14 protein-coding genes are annotated in these 15,455 nt (G+C 40.7%); 9 read left to right on the top strand and 5 right to left on the bottom strand.

The window, feature by feature from the left end:
- The first annotated feature begins 439 nt into the window (after positions 1-439).
- Positions 440-1,528 (top strand): response regulator, encoded by a 1,089-nt coding sequence (locus ACEYW6_RS19295; RefSeq protein ID WP_412981001.1) that lies wholly within the window; start codon positions 440-442, stop codon positions 1,526-1,528.
- 98 nt (positions 1,529-1,626) lie between these two features.
- On the opposite strand, the gene psb35 is transcribed toward ACEYW6_RS19295, so the two are convergent.
- Together psb35 and ACEYW6_RS19285 are read right to left on the bottom strand one after the other, a co-directional pair.
- Positions 1,627-1,836 (bottom strand): photosystem II assembly protein Psb35, encoded by a 210-nt coding sequence (gene psb35 / locus ACEYW6_RS19290; protein ID WP_412981000.1) that lies wholly within the window; start codon positions 1,834-1,836, stop codon positions 1,627-1,629.
- Between the two features lie 170 nt (positions 1,837-2,006).
- A complete protein-coding gene (locus tag ACEYW6_RS19285) occupies positions 2,007-2,189 on the bottom strand; it encodes a CsbD family protein (RefSeq protein ID WP_190894613.1) in 183 nt (60 codons plus the stop codon).
- A 944-nt stretch (positions 2,190-3,133) separates the two neighbouring features.
- On the opposite strand from ACEYW6_RS19285, the gene ACEYW6_RS19280 reads away from it, so the two are divergent.
- The 7 genes from ACEYW6_RS19280 (at position 3,134) to ACEYW6_RS19250 (ending at position 10,532) form a co-directional block, all read left to right on the top strand.
- A complete protein-coding gene (locus tag ACEYW6_RS19280) occupies positions 3,134-3,361 on the top strand; it encodes a hypothetical protein (RefSeq protein WP_196513106.1) in 228 nt (75 codons plus the stop codon).
- A gap of 44 nt (positions 3,362-3,405) precedes the next feature.
- Positions 3,406-5,007: a tetratricopeptide repeat protein gene (locus ACEYW6_RS19275; protein ID WP_412980999.1), complete on the top strand. Its 1,602-nt coding sequence runs from the start codon at positions 3,406-3,408 to the stop codon at positions 5,005-5,007.
- A gap of 642 nt (positions 5,008-5,649) precedes the next feature.
- Positions 5,650-5,970 (top strand): RNA recognition motif domain-containing protein, encoded by a 321-nt coding sequence (locus ACEYW6_RS19270; protein ID WP_190894616.1) that lies wholly within the window; start codon positions 5,650-5,652, stop codon positions 5,968-5,970.
- Positions 5,971-6,209: 239 nt separating this feature from the next.
- Positions 6,210-6,398: a 30S ribosomal protein S21 gene (gene rpsU, locus ACEYW6_RS19265; protein WP_012407716.1), complete on the top strand. Its 189-nt coding sequence runs from the start codon at positions 6,210-6,212 to the stop codon at positions 6,396-6,398.
- 125 nt (positions 6,399-6,523) lie between these two features.
- The gene (locus ACEYW6_RS19260; RefSeq protein WP_412980998.1) at positions 6,524-8,284 is read left to right on the top strand and encodes a serine/threonine protein kinase; all 1,761 of its coding nucleotides are present in this window, start codon (positions 6,524-6,526) and stop codon (positions 8,282-8,284) included.
- A gap of 324 nt (positions 8,285-8,608) precedes the next feature.
- The gene (locus ACEYW6_RS19255; RefSeq protein WP_412981036.1) at positions 8,609-9,172 is read left to right on the top strand and encodes a pentapeptide repeat-containing protein; all 564 of its coding nucleotides are present in this window, start codon (positions 8,609-8,611) and stop codon (positions 9,170-9,172) included.
- 175 nt (positions 9,173-9,347) lie between these two features.
- Positions 9,348-10,532, top strand: a complete 1,185-nt coding sequence (locus ACEYW6_RS19250) for a M20 family metallopeptidase (protein ID WP_196513102.1) — start codon at positions 9,348-9,350, stop codon at positions 10,530-10,532.
- 81 nt (positions 10,533-10,613) lie between these two features.
- Here ACEYW6_RS19250 and ACEYW6_RS19245 read toward each other — a convergent pair whose 3' ends face one another.
- The 3 genes from ACEYW6_RS19245 to ACEYW6_RS19235 all read right to left on the bottom strand — a co-directional run bounded on the left by ACEYW6_RS19245 (position 10,614) and on the right by ACEYW6_RS19235 (position 14,846).
- Positions 10,614-11,666, bottom strand: a complete 1,053-nt coding sequence (locus ACEYW6_RS19245; RefSeq protein ID WP_412980997.1) for a hemerythrin domain-containing protein — start codon at positions 11,664-11,666, stop codon at positions 10,614-10,616.
- Between the two features lie 273 nt (positions 11,667-11,939).
- Positions 11,940-13,400 (bottom strand): ABC transporter substrate-binding protein, encoded by a 1,461-nt coding sequence (locus tag ACEYW6_RS19240; RefSeq protein WP_412980996.1) that lies wholly within the window; start codon positions 13,398-13,400, stop codon positions 11,940-11,942.
- 72 nt (positions 13,401-13,472) lie between these two features.
- Positions 13,473-14,846, bottom strand: coding sequence for a protein kinase domain-containing protein (locus ACEYW6_RS19235; protein WP_412980995.1), 1,374 nt, complete (start codon positions 14,844-14,846; stop codon positions 13,473-13,475).
- 322 nt (positions 14,847-15,168) lie between these two features.
- Between ACEYW6_RS19235 and ACEYW6_RS19230 the strand changes: the two genes are divergently transcribed.
- Positions 15,169-15,381: a hypothetical protein gene (locus ACEYW6_RS19230; protein ID WP_412980994.1), complete on the top strand. Its 213-nt coding sequence runs from the start codon at positions 15,169-15,171 to the stop codon at positions 15,379-15,381.
- The last annotated feature ends 74 nt before the right edge of the window (positions 15,382-15,455 follow it).

Here is a 15,455-nt window from a genome sequence, read left to right as displayed (position 1 = left end):
AAGTTTTTCTAAAGCAAGAGTTTCGATATGAAAGAATAAGTTAATCAAAAAATATTTTTATACATTAACCTGATAATGATGTTTTATGGTAGACAATTTTTCATTGAAAATCTGGTAGCAAGCAAGAGTCGGCGACTATTAAATAGTTACCCTTGCAGTAGCTAGGATGATGTACATAAATAAAAGGGGCTAAACTACCTCACCCTAGCACTAAGGTACAGATATTGGTTGGATAATCGGACGGCTATGATGCTTGCAAAAATAATAATAAATTTGTACAAGTATTAAGCCTGTTCTTAGTATATTTACTTAGGAAGGTAAAATTTTAATTCAGGAAACTTGAAAGGAAAATGTGAATCCTTAATAATCTCAGCGCTAGTGAAGTAAGCTATTACTAGATTTGCTAGGGATAGCCAAGCACTTCTTTTTTTATTTAGCCATGTCTTTAACTAAAACTGTCAAAAAAGATAAAATTCTCGCTGTCGATGATGTTTTTGACAATCTACTAGTCTTAGAAGCTGTCCTAGAAGATAAGGACTATGAAATTAGCTTAGTGGAAGATAGCAAAATAGCTCTGGCTATGGTTGAGGAGTCACCGCCAGACTTAATTCTCTTAGATGTGATGATGCCGGAGATAGATGGGTATGAATTCACTCGACGCATCCGGCAGAATCCGGCGTTGCCATTTATCCCCATTCTGCTGCTCACGGCTCACTATGAGTCTAGCGTTGTGGAAGGACTCGATGCTGGTGCAGATGACTTTATTCGTAAACCATTCGATCCTGATGAACTACATGCACGAGTGCGATCGCTCCTGCGCCTCAAACATAGTATCGACGAACGAGATCAGATGGCTAACCTGCGGGCAGATTTTGTCTCGCGTTTTACTCACGATTTACGTATACCGCTAGTAGCCTCCAACCGCGTATTAAAATTATTGCTGGAAGGCAGGTTTTGCGAAGTTTCGCCACAATTACAAGAAATAATTGATACCATGATTGGCAGTAATCAAGACCTGCTGGAAATGGTAAATACCTTGCTAGAAGTTTATCGTCATGAAGCGGGCTGTAAAACCTTAAAAATTTCTCCCTGCAATATTCAGGAATTAGTTAGTGAAGTTTCTCAGGAGTTAACTCCCTTAGCTGAAGAAAAAGGATTAACTGTAAATATTGACAGAGGTGAAACTGCAAGCACCGTCATGGGCGATCGCGTAGAACTGCGGCGGGTATTGACAAATATTATCGGCAATGCGATCAAATTTACAGATAAAGGTTCTGTAGATATTCACAGCCATGTCACTCCGGCAGATGTGACTATTGATATCCAAGATACAGGGCCAGGAATCTCTAAACAAGATCAGGCAATATTATTCGAGCGATTTCGCCAAGGTAAACACCAGCGTTCTGGTAGTGGTTTGGGACTATATCTATCTCGCTGCATTATCGAAGCACATCAAGGCACAATCGATGTAATATCTGAACCAGGACATGGTAGTACATTCACCATACATCTACCTGTATCTGGCTAAAACTAAAAGTAAGGATGTTTTGCAATCAAAAATAAAATAGTGTTCACAGGCAAAATTTGTGAACACTAAAATATAGGAGGAGGCAGACGATAATATTTTTACTTATCAATTTCTGGAACAATATCGGGACGTTCTTTATCTTCCCAACCTACAGGACGTTTGGAATTGTACCAGGCAGTTGACCCTATAGTAACAGCAACGATAAAGCCTAATCCTAATAACGCTGTCAGTACAATAGAATAACCAGAATTATCTTGTGATGTCAGACTTATATCTGTTAAAAGATATGTAAATAGAAGATTAATCATGGATCGAGACCTTTGAAAAAATCACTGAGAGTTTGAGAAAATATTTTGGAAACAGTATTGTAAAAATGCCTAAAATCCAAGTTAGAAAACAGATTTTAGAAAAGGAGAAGGTTCAGTAAATAATTATTTTACCTACACCTTCTTCCTGGATAAACTAAATAAAGTTCAGCTTAGTCTAAAGTCTTTTTAACTTCATCTTTGAGATTTTCAGCAGTATGACGGACTTGAGCTTCAGCTTGTTTAGCTTTACCTTCAGCTTTATCGTTAGGATTGCCAGTTACTTCACCAACTGTTTCTTGTACTTTTCCTTCGATGTTTTTAGCAAAAGCTTTTGCTCTATCTTCGATACTCATATGCTTTGTTCCTATTTATGTTAAGTTTTGATTAGTTTTTTGTTGCTTGCTAAGAAAGCGCTGCAATGTTTATAGATTACTTTTAAACAAGTTTTAATTCTTCTATCTGACGATGTTTTTATGATAAATATTTGTATTCGTTGTACATAGTTATTTAAAGGTTAAATTCATCTTTGAGAATCCAATTAATATCCACAAGAGGGAAAGGTATCTCTATATTGGGACAAAATCATTTACAACTTCAGGTAGACAGCGATGATGATAAATCGCAACTTGGCTTATTACCGCTGGATATGGGAAATACAGCAGTTTACAAGTTAGTGAAGTACAAAATGTAGGACTCACAATCAAATTTCAGGAGTTTCTACCTCCAGCAAGAACTGCCTCTCTGCCTCTAAACCCCTATTTTTGTACTTAATGCAAAAGAAAATTGCTGTATGTAACTTCTCTTTGGGTGCAGCACAGCATTGCTGTGCCCCCAGCAATGCTCTGTATTCTATGCAATTGAGAACCGTTATATGTCACTTTTTGGACTTTGAATACTTAAGCAGTAATTAGAAATAACTGGCACAAAGGAGAGTTGAGATTTAAGTAAATATTCCAGTATTCTTAGCTTACCGAACAAAGCTTTGTTAGAAATATTGGGCAGAAATAAACATAATTTTTCAAGTTTTCACTGAAGAGTAGTTTAGCTAGTGCAAGAAGGCATAGAGAAGTCTAAGCGGTGGCTTTAAATTACCCACAGGTATGGTGGCTTCCTATCATCGTAACTTTGGTGGTTAATAGCACAGCCTTAACTCTTGGAGGGGCTGTGCCAACAAGTGCGCGTCCCTTGCACCATGCTCTACTAGTAGAACTTGTGACTAATTTTTGACCAGAGAAAGTAGAAACAATTACCCACGTTTATTTCTAGCTTGTTATTTATAGTATTTATGAAGGTGTTTATGCGATCGCATTTTACTACTCAACCAACTCCCAACTCTCAATATGTAGACTCTAAGATGCAAACTGATGCATCTGTTAACATTTTTATCGGATGTTCTATAGCAATCTTAATGATTGGGTTTGCAGGGTTTAATATCTATAAGAAACAGCGTGCTGCTGTTCTTCGCCAACAAGTTGCCTCTTTAGAGAAACTGTGGCATTTGAATATTAAGAAAAAAAGAGCTTGAAGAAAAAAATATAGACGACAATGAAGTACTTATGTATAGTTTGGGTGCTTATACTCTCTTTAATCGCTCCTAGTGCGGCGATTGCTCAAGTACAACAGCCCTACACCTTAATATCTGGACTTGGCACAATCCACCATCCAGTTTCTACTGCTAATCCCCAAGCACAAGAGTTTTTCGATCAGGGATTAAATTTAATTTACGCTTTCAATCATGATGAGGCGGTGCGTTCTTTTCAATATGCTGCCAAACTCGATCCGCATTTGGCGATCGCATATTGGGGAATCGCTCTGGCTCTAGGCCCCAATATTAACTCAGCAATAGACCCCAACCGAGAATTAGCTGCTTATCAAGCGGTACAGCAGGCTTTAGCACTTTCTGCCCAAGCATCTACCCAAGAACGAGACTACATTACCGCCTTAGCAAAACGTTACTCCCAAGATCCTGATGCAGACTTGTATCAACTAGCGGTGGACTACGCGAAAGCAATGGCAAAACTAGTCAAGCGCTATCCTGATGATTTGGATGCGGCGACGCTTTACGCTGAAAGCTTGATGGATCTGCATCCTTGGCAACACTGGACTAAAGATGGCAAGCCACAGCCAGATACAGAAGAAATTGTGGCTATTTTGGAATCAGTTCTCAAACGAAACCCGAATCATACGGGAGCGAATCATTACTATATCCATGCAGTGGAAGCCTCGCCTTCCCCTGAAAAAGCCCTTGTAAGTGCCAAACGACTAGGAACCCTAGCACCAGCAGCGGGACACTTGGTACATATGCCTTCTCATATTTATTTTCGCGTGGGAGATTATGAAGGGGCAATGCGGGCAAACGAACAGGCGATCGCTCAAGATGATATTTACATCAACAAATATCAAGTCCAGGGCACTTACCCCATGATGTACTACAACCACAATGTACATTTTCTCATGGTGGCTAGCAGCATGGCAGGAAGATATGAAGATGCTCTCAAATCCGCAGAGAAGTTAGTTGCAAATGCTACTGCCATTGACCCGTATGCACCAATGCTTGAAGGATTTCTGGGCAGCAAAATGCTGATTCAGACACGCTTTAATAACTGGGATGCCATCTTAAAAACTCCTGCTCCCGATGCTAAGTTGCCCACTACTAAAGCACTTTGGCATTTTGCTCGCGGCATGGCGATGTCTGCCACAGGCAAACTTGAAGATGCAGCAAGTGAAAGTCGGGCATTACTCGCCGCCAAACAGGTAATTTCCACCCAAGCAACCATTGGATTCAGTCCTGCCAGTAGCATTTTAGACATTGCCTCAAAAGTTCTAGATGCCAAAATTGCTAAAGAAAAGCATGATTATGAATCTGCCATTCAATTGCTAGAAAAAGCAGTGGCAGCAGAGGATGCCCTCAATTACGTGGAACCACCAGACTGGTACTTTCCCACGCGGGAATCTTTGGGCAGTGTACTTTTGGCAAAAGGTGACTATAAAGAGGCTGAGAAAGTCTTTCGTGCTGATCTAAAAAAATATCCCCATAATGGGCGTTCTCTATTTGGCTTGCAAGCAAGTTTGCAAGCACAGGGCAAAGATCAGGCTGCTCAACTTGTCAAAGCCGAACTGGAAACAGCTTGGAAAGGGGCTGATACGGAACTTGACATAGCCAAAATGTAATTAAGCTCATCCCCCCATAAAAGGGGATGGGATAACACGTGCATACTGATGACTGTTAACCTTCAACAGTCAACAGTCAACAGTCAACAGTTAACGACGGCGGGGCGGCTATCCCTCTTGAAGAAATGGGCTTCCCGCCGCCTTGGTGAACAAGACAGAAGGGGTGCAATATGGTCAGAGCTTCTCTTTCAGAGACGTTACGCGTAGCAAGATCCCTGTAAGGGTAAAATTTTGAATTTTGAATTGTTATTTGTTGCCTGACTTTGCCTTTCATATTAAAATTTTGGAGTAATGCTTCATGGTTAATGCAGTCAAACGTTCAATTCGGATATTCAAAGATGCGTCCCTGTATGTCTGATTTCCTATATCACCCTACAGAATTTATCTTCTTCCATTTCCAACCCTTTTTTCCGGTGGGTTGTACTTAAGGTAGATGGGGGCAGCCGATCGCTTAAGTGCGATCGCATCACTGGTTAACTACCTACTAGATGCAGAGAGTTGACTCATATGTCATCCTATGATTAGGAGAGTTAATTCAGTGATGTCTTTGGTTTTAGTATTGAAAGGCTTTTTCCTTTTAGTATTTACAGACTTCTCAGAGAAATTAAAATCTCTACACAGTGATGATTTTGGAGAGAATCGATGTCAATTTATGTAGGTAACCTCTCTTATGATGTTACACAAGAGGATTTAAGTGGTATTTTTGCAGAATATGGTACTGTAAAGCGAGTTCAAGTACCTACTGACCGTGAAACAGGTCGTCCACGAGGCTTTGCTTTTGTGGAAATGGGAACTGAAGCTGAAGAAGCAGCTGCCATTGAAGCTCTCGATGGTGCTGAGTGGATGGGCCGTGACCTGAAAGTCAATAAGGCTAAACCCAAGGAAGACAGAGGTGATAGAGGTTCATTTGGTGGTGGTAGAGGTGGATACAGCGGCGGCGGCGGTGGACGCAATCGCTACTAACCTTGGAAACAAAAAAATTTACCTAGAGTCTTAAGGTCAGACAAGGAGTCTGTCTTTTTTTTGTAATGTTACCGAAGCAGTGCTGAGTGCCCAGAAACGAATGCTTGTCGTTATTTCAATCCCCCATAGATCAATCTAGGGGATTGTTACTCAGCACGAGCTAAACACCCCGCTATCCATGTACAGCAATCCTGAATGCCTGCATAGCCATTGATGAAGTCAACTTAGTAGGAGATATAATGACCCAAGTAATTGTAGGTGACAATGAACACATTGAGTCAGCCTTACGACGATTTAAGCGAGAAGTTTCTAAGGCTGGAATTTTTCCAGACATGAGAAAGCACCGTCATTTTGAAACGCCTTTAGAAAAACGCAAGCGCAAAGAAGTCGCCAAGCACAGGCAGAGTAAGAGAAGTTTTCGTAATTAAAGGACTGACATAGATATAAACTAATGCCCTCATAAATTTTATGAGGGTTTTTCTTTTGCCTATTTTAAAAATCAGGAAACCTAAAGAAACGCTAAAATCAAGTCAGCCTTTGTATTGTAGCGGTTGTGTCCCACATCACTCAGAGTGCGGTTCACTGCATAAATCCTGATTGTCAACGTCCTTATCCTCAGCCTTGGGGAAACAAATTTTGCAACAGCTGTGGCGCACCGCTAGAGTTGTTAGACCGCTATGTTCCACTTCAGCCTTTGGGGTCGGGAGGATTTGCTCAAATTTACACGGTTTGGGATGAAAAAACTCAAACAGAAAAAGTGTTGAAAGTGTTGGTAGAAGATTCACCAAAGGCACTAGAATTGTTTACCCAAGAGGCGGCGGTTTTATCTAGCTTGCAGCATCCGGGTGTCCCCACAGTTGATGCCGATGGATATTTTCACGTAAACCTGTTTAACCCTAAACCACACCAACTGCCTTGTCTGATAATGGAAAAAATCAATGGCCGGACTTTAGAGGAGATATTAAAAAAGTTTCCCCAAGGCTGTCCAGAGGATTTGGTTTTAAACTGGTTCGCCCAAGCTGTACAGATTTTACAAGAATTACATAAACGTCAGATTATTCACCGGGATATCAAACCTTCTAATTTAATGCTGGGCAACTCTTTGCAATCTGTAACTCCACCCCAAGGGCAAAGAGAGGGCGATCGCCTGGTATTAATTGATTTTGGCGGGGCAAAACAATTTACTGCCTCTAAACTACGTTCTCAGTCTAGTTCCACCCGATTATTTTCTTCTGGCTACAGTCCACCAGAACAAGTGACTGGAGGTATTGTTGGGCCAAGTGCCGATTTTTATGCCCTCGGTCGTACTGTGATTGAACTGCTAACAGGTAAATACCCGCTAGAGTTGGAAGATCAGCAAACTGGGAAATTGCGCTGGCGAACTGCGGTGAATGTCAACCCGCAACTAGCCGATTTGCTAGATGAGATGGTGCAGGAAGATGTGCGATCGCGTCCAGCAAATGCAGCTATGATTCAAAAACGTTTAGCGAAGATTTCTCAACCATTACCGCCGCCAGGGTTGTTTTCCCAACTGCGAGACAAAGTTAAGCTAGCCTCAACGCAAGTTTCCCAAAGTTTTACACAGTTAACACAAGCTATTGAACAAGCTTTAGCTAACTTTAGCCAAGCTGTAACCAAAACCGTTATTTTTATCATTCAAGCAATCATCAAAATTTTCCAAGCTTGTTTGGCGACGATTTGGGCGATGATCCTGGCTTGTATTGGTGCTTGTTTTGGTGCGATCGCAGGTTTTATTTTGGCATATCGCACCAGCTTGGGTCGTCAGGTTGTGGAATTTATTTGGAGTCAGCTAAACCAATTAGTGCCAAATACTCAACCCGTCTTCGGGACAGATATTTTGGTGTTCGTCGCAGCAGGCTGGGGAACCGCATGGGGACTGACAGTATCCGGGTGTTTTGGTCAACGGCGGCGCTTTTTAGTAGCGTCCCTGATGGGCGTGATTAGCTATGGCTTCGGTTGGTTGATTTTGCAATTAATTACCCCAAAAGATAGTGGCGAGGGCTTAGTGGCAGTAATTTTAGTCGCAGTTTGCCTACTCACCTTGAGTTTAGGTCTTCGCAGCCATCACATAGTTTACGCTGTGTTCGCTGCCTTTGGGAGTGCGATCGCCTATGCAGTTTTGATTCTTTTGAGGTTAGCACCTCCGATCTTCCAATTTTCTAGTCAACCAGCCTGGTCAGAGTTATATTTACCTCTGGCTTTTTTTGGTTCTGTGGGCTTCTTTATCAGCTTCTGGTTAGGAGTGAGTTATTACCTAATTGTCCCTGGATTGCGGCTTTTAGGGTGGCGTTAGAATAATTCGTAATTCGTAATTCGTAATTCGTAATGAATTACGAATTAATCAAGTGCCCAAAAACAAGATCCCCCTAGTCGTCTTTTTCATCGAGCTAGGGGGATCACATATGTGGTAGTCTATAAAAGGTTCGGTATAGTTGCTTACGACTCGATTCTATAGCCTATATTTCAGTTTGAGTAGTCTTACCACTAGAATTTATAGTATTTTTACAGCTTCTTAATCAATGCTTCATCCCTGTTGTTCCTTAGGGAGGCGGTATATGTAAGTATGACAGTACGCAATATGCGTCACTTGTCATTTTTGTGGATATCTGTAAAAAATATGAAACTTAAGATTGTCGCTACCGTCGCCCTGTTAACTGGTTTTGGGTTTGCAGAGCAGAGCCTTGCATTAAATCAACTAGATTTGGATCAGTTGAAGGCAACAAGTGCCTGTCCCCGGTGTAATTTGAGTGGTGCTGACCTAACTCAACTGAATCTAACTGGAGCAAATTTGCGAGGGGCTGACTTGAGTGGTGCTACATTATCCCAAGTTAATCTTACGAATGCCGATCTTACTGGTGCAAATTTAGAAGGTGCGCTTCTGAATTCGGTCAATCTCAGTGGTGCTTCCTTAACAGGTGCAAATTTGAAATCAGCATCTCTGGAAAATGCCGATCTGTCTTATGCCGGTTTCATCAGCGCCAATTTGGAAGCAGCAAATTTAAAAGATGCCAAATTGCAGTTTACCAATTTTCGGGGGGCTAACTTCCGATTAACAACTATGGCTAATGGTGTCGTTACCTCCGACAAGCCCTATGGCTGGTCGTTAGAGCGTCAAAACTCCAGAGAATGTAATGAGTTCAAACCCGAAGATACCCGAGGCACAACCTGCTATTCAAAATAACCAGTTTTAAATTTGGGAACAGGATAATAGGGCGTTAGTTATTAATTCTTTTCCTCTGTTCCTCTACTTACCCTCTGTCTCTTTGTCTCTTACTTGACCCATTCTGTAGCAAAGAGCATTTTGTTCGTTAACAGTTCTTTATCATGGGAAAAAAGCCTCTAGATTAATTGAATTGATGCTTACCCATATTAAAGACTTAGCAGCAAAACTAGCGCCCCGCTTAATTGAAATTCGCCGCCACATCCACTCTCACCCAGAACTCAGCGGTCAGGAGTACCAAACAGCAGCCTTTGTAGCTGGTGTTTTGTCTTCCAGTGGTCTGCACGTACAAGAGGGAGTTGGCAAAACGGGCGTAATTGGGGAATTGCAAGGCACCAGCCAAAATGACCGTTTATTGGCAATTCGCACGGATATGGATGCCTTGCCAATTCAAGAGGGTACCAATTTAGAATATGCCTCCCGTGCAGAGGGTGTTATGCACGCTTGCGGTCACGATGTCCACACCACAGTGGGGTTAGGAACGGCAATGGTGCTGTCCCAAGTGGCAGAGGAGTTGGGTGGGAAAGTGCGGTTTTTATTTCAGCCAGCCGAGGAAATTGCTCAAGGGGCAAGCTGGATGGTGAAAGATGGAGCGATGGAAAACGTCTCTGCTGTATTAGGGGTTCATGTTTTCCCTTCCATACCCGCAGGATCTATTGGCGTGCGTTACGGGGCTTTGACAGCCGCAGCTGATGATTTAGAGATTCTGATTATGGGAGAATCTGGGCACGGGGCGCGTCCCCATGAGGCGATTGATGCGATTTGGATTGCTTGCCAAGTTATTACTGCACTACAACAAGCCATCAGCCGGACGCAGAATCCCTTGCGTCCTGTAGTATTGAGCATAGGGAAGATTAATGGTGGCAGAGCGCCGAATGTAATTGCGGATAAAGTGCAGCTATTGGGAACCGTGCGATCGCTCCATCCCGAAACCCGTGCCCATCTCCCGAACTGGATCGAAAATATTGTAGCTAATGTCTGCCATACTTACGGGGCAAAGTATCAAGTCAATTATCGCCAGGGCGTACCCAGCGTTCAAAATGATTACGCCTTGACACAATTGTTGCAATCAGCCGCAGAAGAAGCTTGGAGTAGCGATCGCGTTCAAGTCTTACCCGAACCCTCCCTTGGTGCTGAAGATTTTTCTATGTATTTGGAACACGTCCCTGGTTCCATGTTTCGCTTGGGTGTCGGCTATAAAGAAAGAATCATTAACCACCCATTACACCATCCCCAATTTGAAGTCGATGAATCTGCTATTATCACCGGGGTTGTAACTATGGCCTATGCCGCTTATAAATACTGTCAGCAAAATTTTTAAACAAAAACTCCCAGCACATCATAGCTGGGAGTTTTTGTTTAACTAACTTTTTTTAGCGGATATAGAAAGCTCCAAAGCATTCTAAACATTCGATTCAGTAACAACACCTAGTTTTTGTTGAATTCGGGTCTTAGCAGCTTTGAATTCAGTAGCAAGTTGTTCACTTTGCTCGGTGCTCAAGTTGTTGCGAATGGCAGCAAACATTGTGCTTTCTTCTTGACGAATGTGGTCGCCAACAGCTTCCATAAGCTGTCTAACTTGATTTTTGAATTCAGATGAAGAAGGGCTGATAGCCTTAATTTGCTCTAACACCCGCTTCATCTCAGCTTGCTCGTCAAACAGTTCTTGGGTGTTATCTTGACCGTAGAAAGGACGTACTCTTGGATAGACTACTTCCTCTTCAGCTTCAGCGTGGGCAGTTAAATCCTTGTAAATTTGACCAAAGTACTCTTGGATCTTTTGTGGATTGTTACTTTGTAGTAATTCGGTGAACAAGGTATTTACTTTGTTGTGATCGAGGCGAAGGGCATCTTGAATATTCAGATCCTTTTTGTCGCTGGTTTGGGTGACAGCGCTACCTACTACACCACTGACGGCGGCCATAGCGTCTTGAACACGTGCCCAAATTCCTTGATCTGCATCTTGTCCAGTGAGTTCGCGGACACCCAGGATTTCTAAAATACCTTTGAGTTGCTCTTGATGAGCGCGGTTTTCAAAGTTAATGGTATTCAAAGGTGCGATCGCTACCATCACGTCAGCACCAACTTTTTGAGCAGCCTTGTGAATTATCAAGCCACTCATTACGAGTTGATGTTTCAGCAATTCATGCTGAGATACTTTTTCATACAGGCTTAGTTCAGAACTTTTGAACAATTCGCGGGCTTTCTCAATGAATTCTCTAACATTTTTTTTGGGTTCAGCCTGAATGCCATACTGACCAATTACAGTTTCTAAAACGCCAAGATTTTTTTCGTCATCATTGAGGAAATTTCGGATGCGATCAGCAATCTCGGCATCAAGTCCTTCTCTCAAAACCAATTGCTCATTTTCAATGACCAACTGTTGGAGTGCTTTAAGACTTGCTAATTTTACAGCAATAGCATTGCGTTTCGTATCATCTAAAGTAGCTACCATCCGTGTTCTCCTCGGCAAAGTATTCGTAATTCTTACTGATATAACCTTGACATAGAGGTTAGGGATATTCCATCTTTCTTTTGAGTGATCGCGTTCATAACTCTGGGTAGAAAAACAAAAGTTTAGCTTTGTAGAATAGAAATATAAATTGAAGCGATCGCTTCAATTCATAGTTGCAATTCAGATAAACCAGTTTACTGTTACATCACAAATTGAATAGATTACCTATTTGGGAGCAATCTATACCTTTGGAATGAAATTAACGTCAAAAAATTACTTCTTATTTAAGAGGGCAAAATCGTAACCAGTTCCAGTAGAGCAAGACTCACAAGGCTCGATTTTGACTAGCATTGCTTCTCCTTGACGCTTACCTGAGGGAGAAAACTGAATTATTCCCGTTGCTCCAGAAGTTGAAAAATTGGGATTAGACAGTACCTTTTGTAACCCTTCGCGAGTGTTATCTTGCTTCAAGCCAGCAATAATTGCTTGGAGTGCATCATAAGCTCCCGCTGTTCTCTGATTTACTCGTGCATTCCAAAGCTGAAAGGCATTTTCTGCAAAGGGGTTATCTTTATTAGCATCACGATGCCAATACACAGGTAATACCATTCCTTCGAGATCCTTGCCATTTTGTAAAGTTGTTGCACTATACATACTTTCGGAAGCAAAGAGTGGTTTTCTGCCTTTGACTTCTTGTGCTACTTTGGTGGCAAAATATATATTTCTGATTGAGGGCATTAGTAAAAAGCCACTTGCATTTTCTGTTTCTATGGCTTGATCTACAAAAGCTTTAGGGTCAAAATTCTTATCGGCCAAATTGCAAGGTATATTAATAATGTTGCTGCCATATTTTTTGATAGCTTGAGTGTACTGTTCTACAAGTATCTGATTTGATGAAGAGGTGGAATTACTTATTGAGGTAGGAGAATCGCCACAAATAGCAACATTTCTTGCTTGTCGAGCAATGTAGCGAGAATGAGTATCTACTAAATTCTCATATAACGGATTTACATGAAACAAGTAGTTCTTTGTGGAAGTATTAAGCTGACTATTTACTGAATTTTTCTCTAAGTTTTCTGCATTATCGGCTTGATTTGGTCGCTCGACTGGGAAGACTAACACCAAGCGATTCTCATTATAAATTGCGGCGTTAAGCCTAACACCCACAGCGGCCACAAGACTTTTATCTTGAACTAATTCTTTATCTAGCCGTGCAGAATCTTCTCTATTATCAACACTTGCAATTACAACTTGCAATTTTTTACCATTAATTCCTCCTTGGCTATTAACTTCATTTTGAGCTTGAGCTACACCACGCAAAATTTCTTCTGATAAACTAGGATCAAAATTAATTGGAGCTATAACAGCAACTTTTATGGCTCCTGAATTATCTCGTGCAATTTTGGCATTGTTTAAATAAATTAAGGTTTCCGGGTCATTTGGATTATTTTTGAGAGAAGCATTAAACTTTTTAACAGCAGTATTAAAATCTTTCTCATCAAAAGCTTTCACCCCATCCATTTTTTCAGGATATGTTTGTACTTTCACCAAAATCTTTGTACCCAAATTCATTAATGATGACTTATTTGTCAATGTAGATGAAGTTGATATGGGGTTTGATGGTGCTATAATGGTAGAAGAGAGTTTGCTAATTAACCATAAAATAGCTGCTACCATTACTCCAGCCAGTCCCAGAGATATAAGCAGCCTTAAATTTTCTTTTTTATGTGTCATAAATAATTCACCAAACTCTATAAAATTTATCTGAAATAAAGAGATTTCTAAAAATTGAGCAAGAGCAAAAAATCAAAAATATTTAGAAAGAAGTTTGTTTATTATTTCAGATATACCTACAATAATAATTGTTAATAACCCTGCAAGAAGAACTAGCAATCCTACCAGAATTATTCCATTTACACCAAATTGGAGAAGATTAGTGGTTAGCAGATTTCTGAAAATAAAGACAACGAGTAGATTTACTATTATAGCAATAACAATTAAATAAGTTTTTTCCAGAAGTGGACGAGATTGAATAAAGACTAACCCTCCTAAAATTAGCAACCATAACCCAGAGCTAATCCAAGTAGTTCCTAAAAAACTTATAAGTGCGATCGCTAAAAACGAACTACCTGAGCCAGCAATTATTGAGCCAGACAATAATTTATTATTAAAAAACTGCGGTAGATATCGAGTTGATTGATTTTTAATTTGTGCTTGCAAACCCGATGATTGAGTATGTGGAATGGCTGTAGGAGGTAATGTATACCTTAGCTCTGGGAGATTATTTAAGTCTTCTAAGACAGCCTGTGCAGATTGATAACGTTGTTCATAATTTTCTTGTAGGAGCTTATCAATAATGATCTCTAATTCGTGACTTATGGTTTGCGTTAAATGCTGTCGCCAACTAGAAGTCCAAGCATAGCCTTGTTTAATCCACAAACTTGAAGGAGAAATATCGGTTAGTAGATGAAAGCAAGTTATTCCTAAACTGTACATATCACTGGAAGGAAAAACTTTACCCAGTTGCATTTGCTCAATCGGCGCATAACCTAATGAACCAATAATTGTCCCAGCAAGTGTAGTGTTTATACTATCCGTCTTTTGTTTTGCTACCCCAAAATCAATCAGCACTAACCTATCGTCACTCTGACGGCGAATAATATTTTCTGGTTTTATATCTCGGTGAATTACCTGCTGTTGATGTATAGCTACCAGCACAGATAATAAATCATTTAAAAAATCTCGAATTTTGGCTTCATCAAAAACTCCCTGTTGTTTTAACTCTTGCAACAGATTTTGCCCTTCGATAAACTGTTGCACTAAATAAAGATATTCACCTTCTTTAAAATATGCATACAAATTGGGAATTTGGACATGTTCTGCTAACTCTTTTAGACGTTGTGCTTCTCGTTCAAATAACTCAGTCGCTTTTTTATGTGCTTGACTACCGTGATTACCATAAAATTGGCTTAGAACTAGCTGCTTGACAACACATCGTTCATTGAGCTTGTCTATATCTTCTGCGATATATGTGTGTGCAAATCCTCCTCTTCCTAATGGCGCTATTATGCGGTAACGATTTCTCAGTAGCGATACTAACTCTGTACCACAACTGAGGCATAAATTTGCCCCGTCAGAGTTTTGGGGATTGTCGCAATTAGGATTTAGGCAGCAGACCATATAATTATCGCTGTCATTTTATTAGTTTTGAAAACATACCTTAAATGTCAGTATAGACGTTGCATTGTAACATCTCTAGATGAACAAGAAAGTAAGGTACAATCGCATTATTTTAACCGACATTTGGTTGACCCTTAAGCTTTTTTCTCAAACTTAACAAACGTAAAAGTAGTTATTGTAACCCATCCATCCTTTGGCTTAGGAAAAGCTACAAACAGAAAAGACTTAATTGTAGTAGCATGAGCGAGCTTGATATTAATCAGCCGAGCAATAAAACTAGGATTTACAGACTTTTAAGGTAAAACAAGGCATTGCGATCGCAATGGCAAAATCACGTTACTTTTATCTCAGGCAAGGAAGGGTGCGATCGCCTTTAGCACCAAAGCAAAGCATCTCAACTAATCAACCGCAACTCCCAAAAGCGATACCGCCCTTCACGCCACATCTGCTTGTAACAAAAGCTTTTTTATCCCACCAACGCCGTAATTACCACACATCTCCATTGTGGGGTTTACAAAACTCCCCGCAATTGTGACGATTACGCTAGAATTGTTAAAGGTTCTTTACAGAATTTGCTGATCATCCCCAGTTCTGTTAAAACAGCCTAGC

The sequence above is a fragment of the Nostoc sp. UIC 10607 genome (genome assembly GCF_047228265.1).
Classification (GTDB): domain Bacteria; phylum Cyanobacteriota; class Cyanobacteriia; order Cyanobacteriales; family Nostocaceae; genus Nostoc; species Nostoc foliaceum_A.
The sequence above is the reverse complement of the archived record's forward strand: the minus strand, read 5'-3'. Positions and strand labels throughout refer to the sequence as shown.

Coding starts and splice junctions, on each gene's coding strand:
- ACEYW6_RS19295 (WP_412981001.1), top strand. CDS start 440: ATGTCTTTAACTAAAACTGTCAAAAAAGATAAAATTCTCGCTGTCGAT.
- psb35 (WP_412981000.1), bottom strand. CDS start 1,836: ATGATTAATCTTCTATTTACATATCTTTTAACAGATATAAGTCTGACA.
- ACEYW6_RS19285 (WP_190894613.1), bottom strand. CDS start 2,189: ATGAGTATCGAAGATAGAGCAAAAGCTTTTGCTAAAAACATCGAAGGA.
- ACEYW6_RS19280 (WP_196513106.1), top strand. CDS start 3,134: ATGCGATCGCATTTTACTACTCAACCAACTCCCAACTCTCAATATGTA.
- ACEYW6_RS19270 (WP_190894616.1), top strand. CDS start 5,650: ATGTCAATTTATGTAGGTAACCTCTCTTATGATGTTACACAAGAGGAT.
- rpsU (WP_012407716.1), top strand. CDS start 6,210: ATGACCCAAGTAATTGTAGGTGACAATGAACACATTGAGTCAGCCTTA.
- ACEYW6_RS19255 (WP_412981036.1), top strand. CDS start 8,609: ATGAAACTTAAGATTGTCGCTACCGTCGCCCTGTTAACTGGTTTTGGG.
- ACEYW6_RS19250 (WP_196513102.1), top strand. CDS start 9,348: ATGCTTACCCATATTAAAGACTTAGCAGCAAAACTAGCGCCCCGCTTA.
- ACEYW6_RS19245 (WP_412980997.1), bottom strand. CDS start 11,666: ATGGTAGCTACTTTAGATGATACGAAACGCAATGCTATTGCTGTAAAA.
- ACEYW6_RS19240 (WP_412980996.1), bottom strand. CDS start 13,400: ATGACACATAAAAAAGAAAATTTAAGGCTGCTTATATCTCTGGGACTG.
- ACEYW6_RS19235 (WP_412980995.1), bottom strand. CDS start 14,846: ATGGTCTGCTGCCTAAATCCTAATTGCGACAATCCCCAAAACTCTGAC.
- ACEYW6_RS19230 (WP_412980994.1), top strand. CDS start 15,169: ATGGCAAAATCACGTTACTTTTATCTCAGGCAAGGAAGGGTGCGATCG.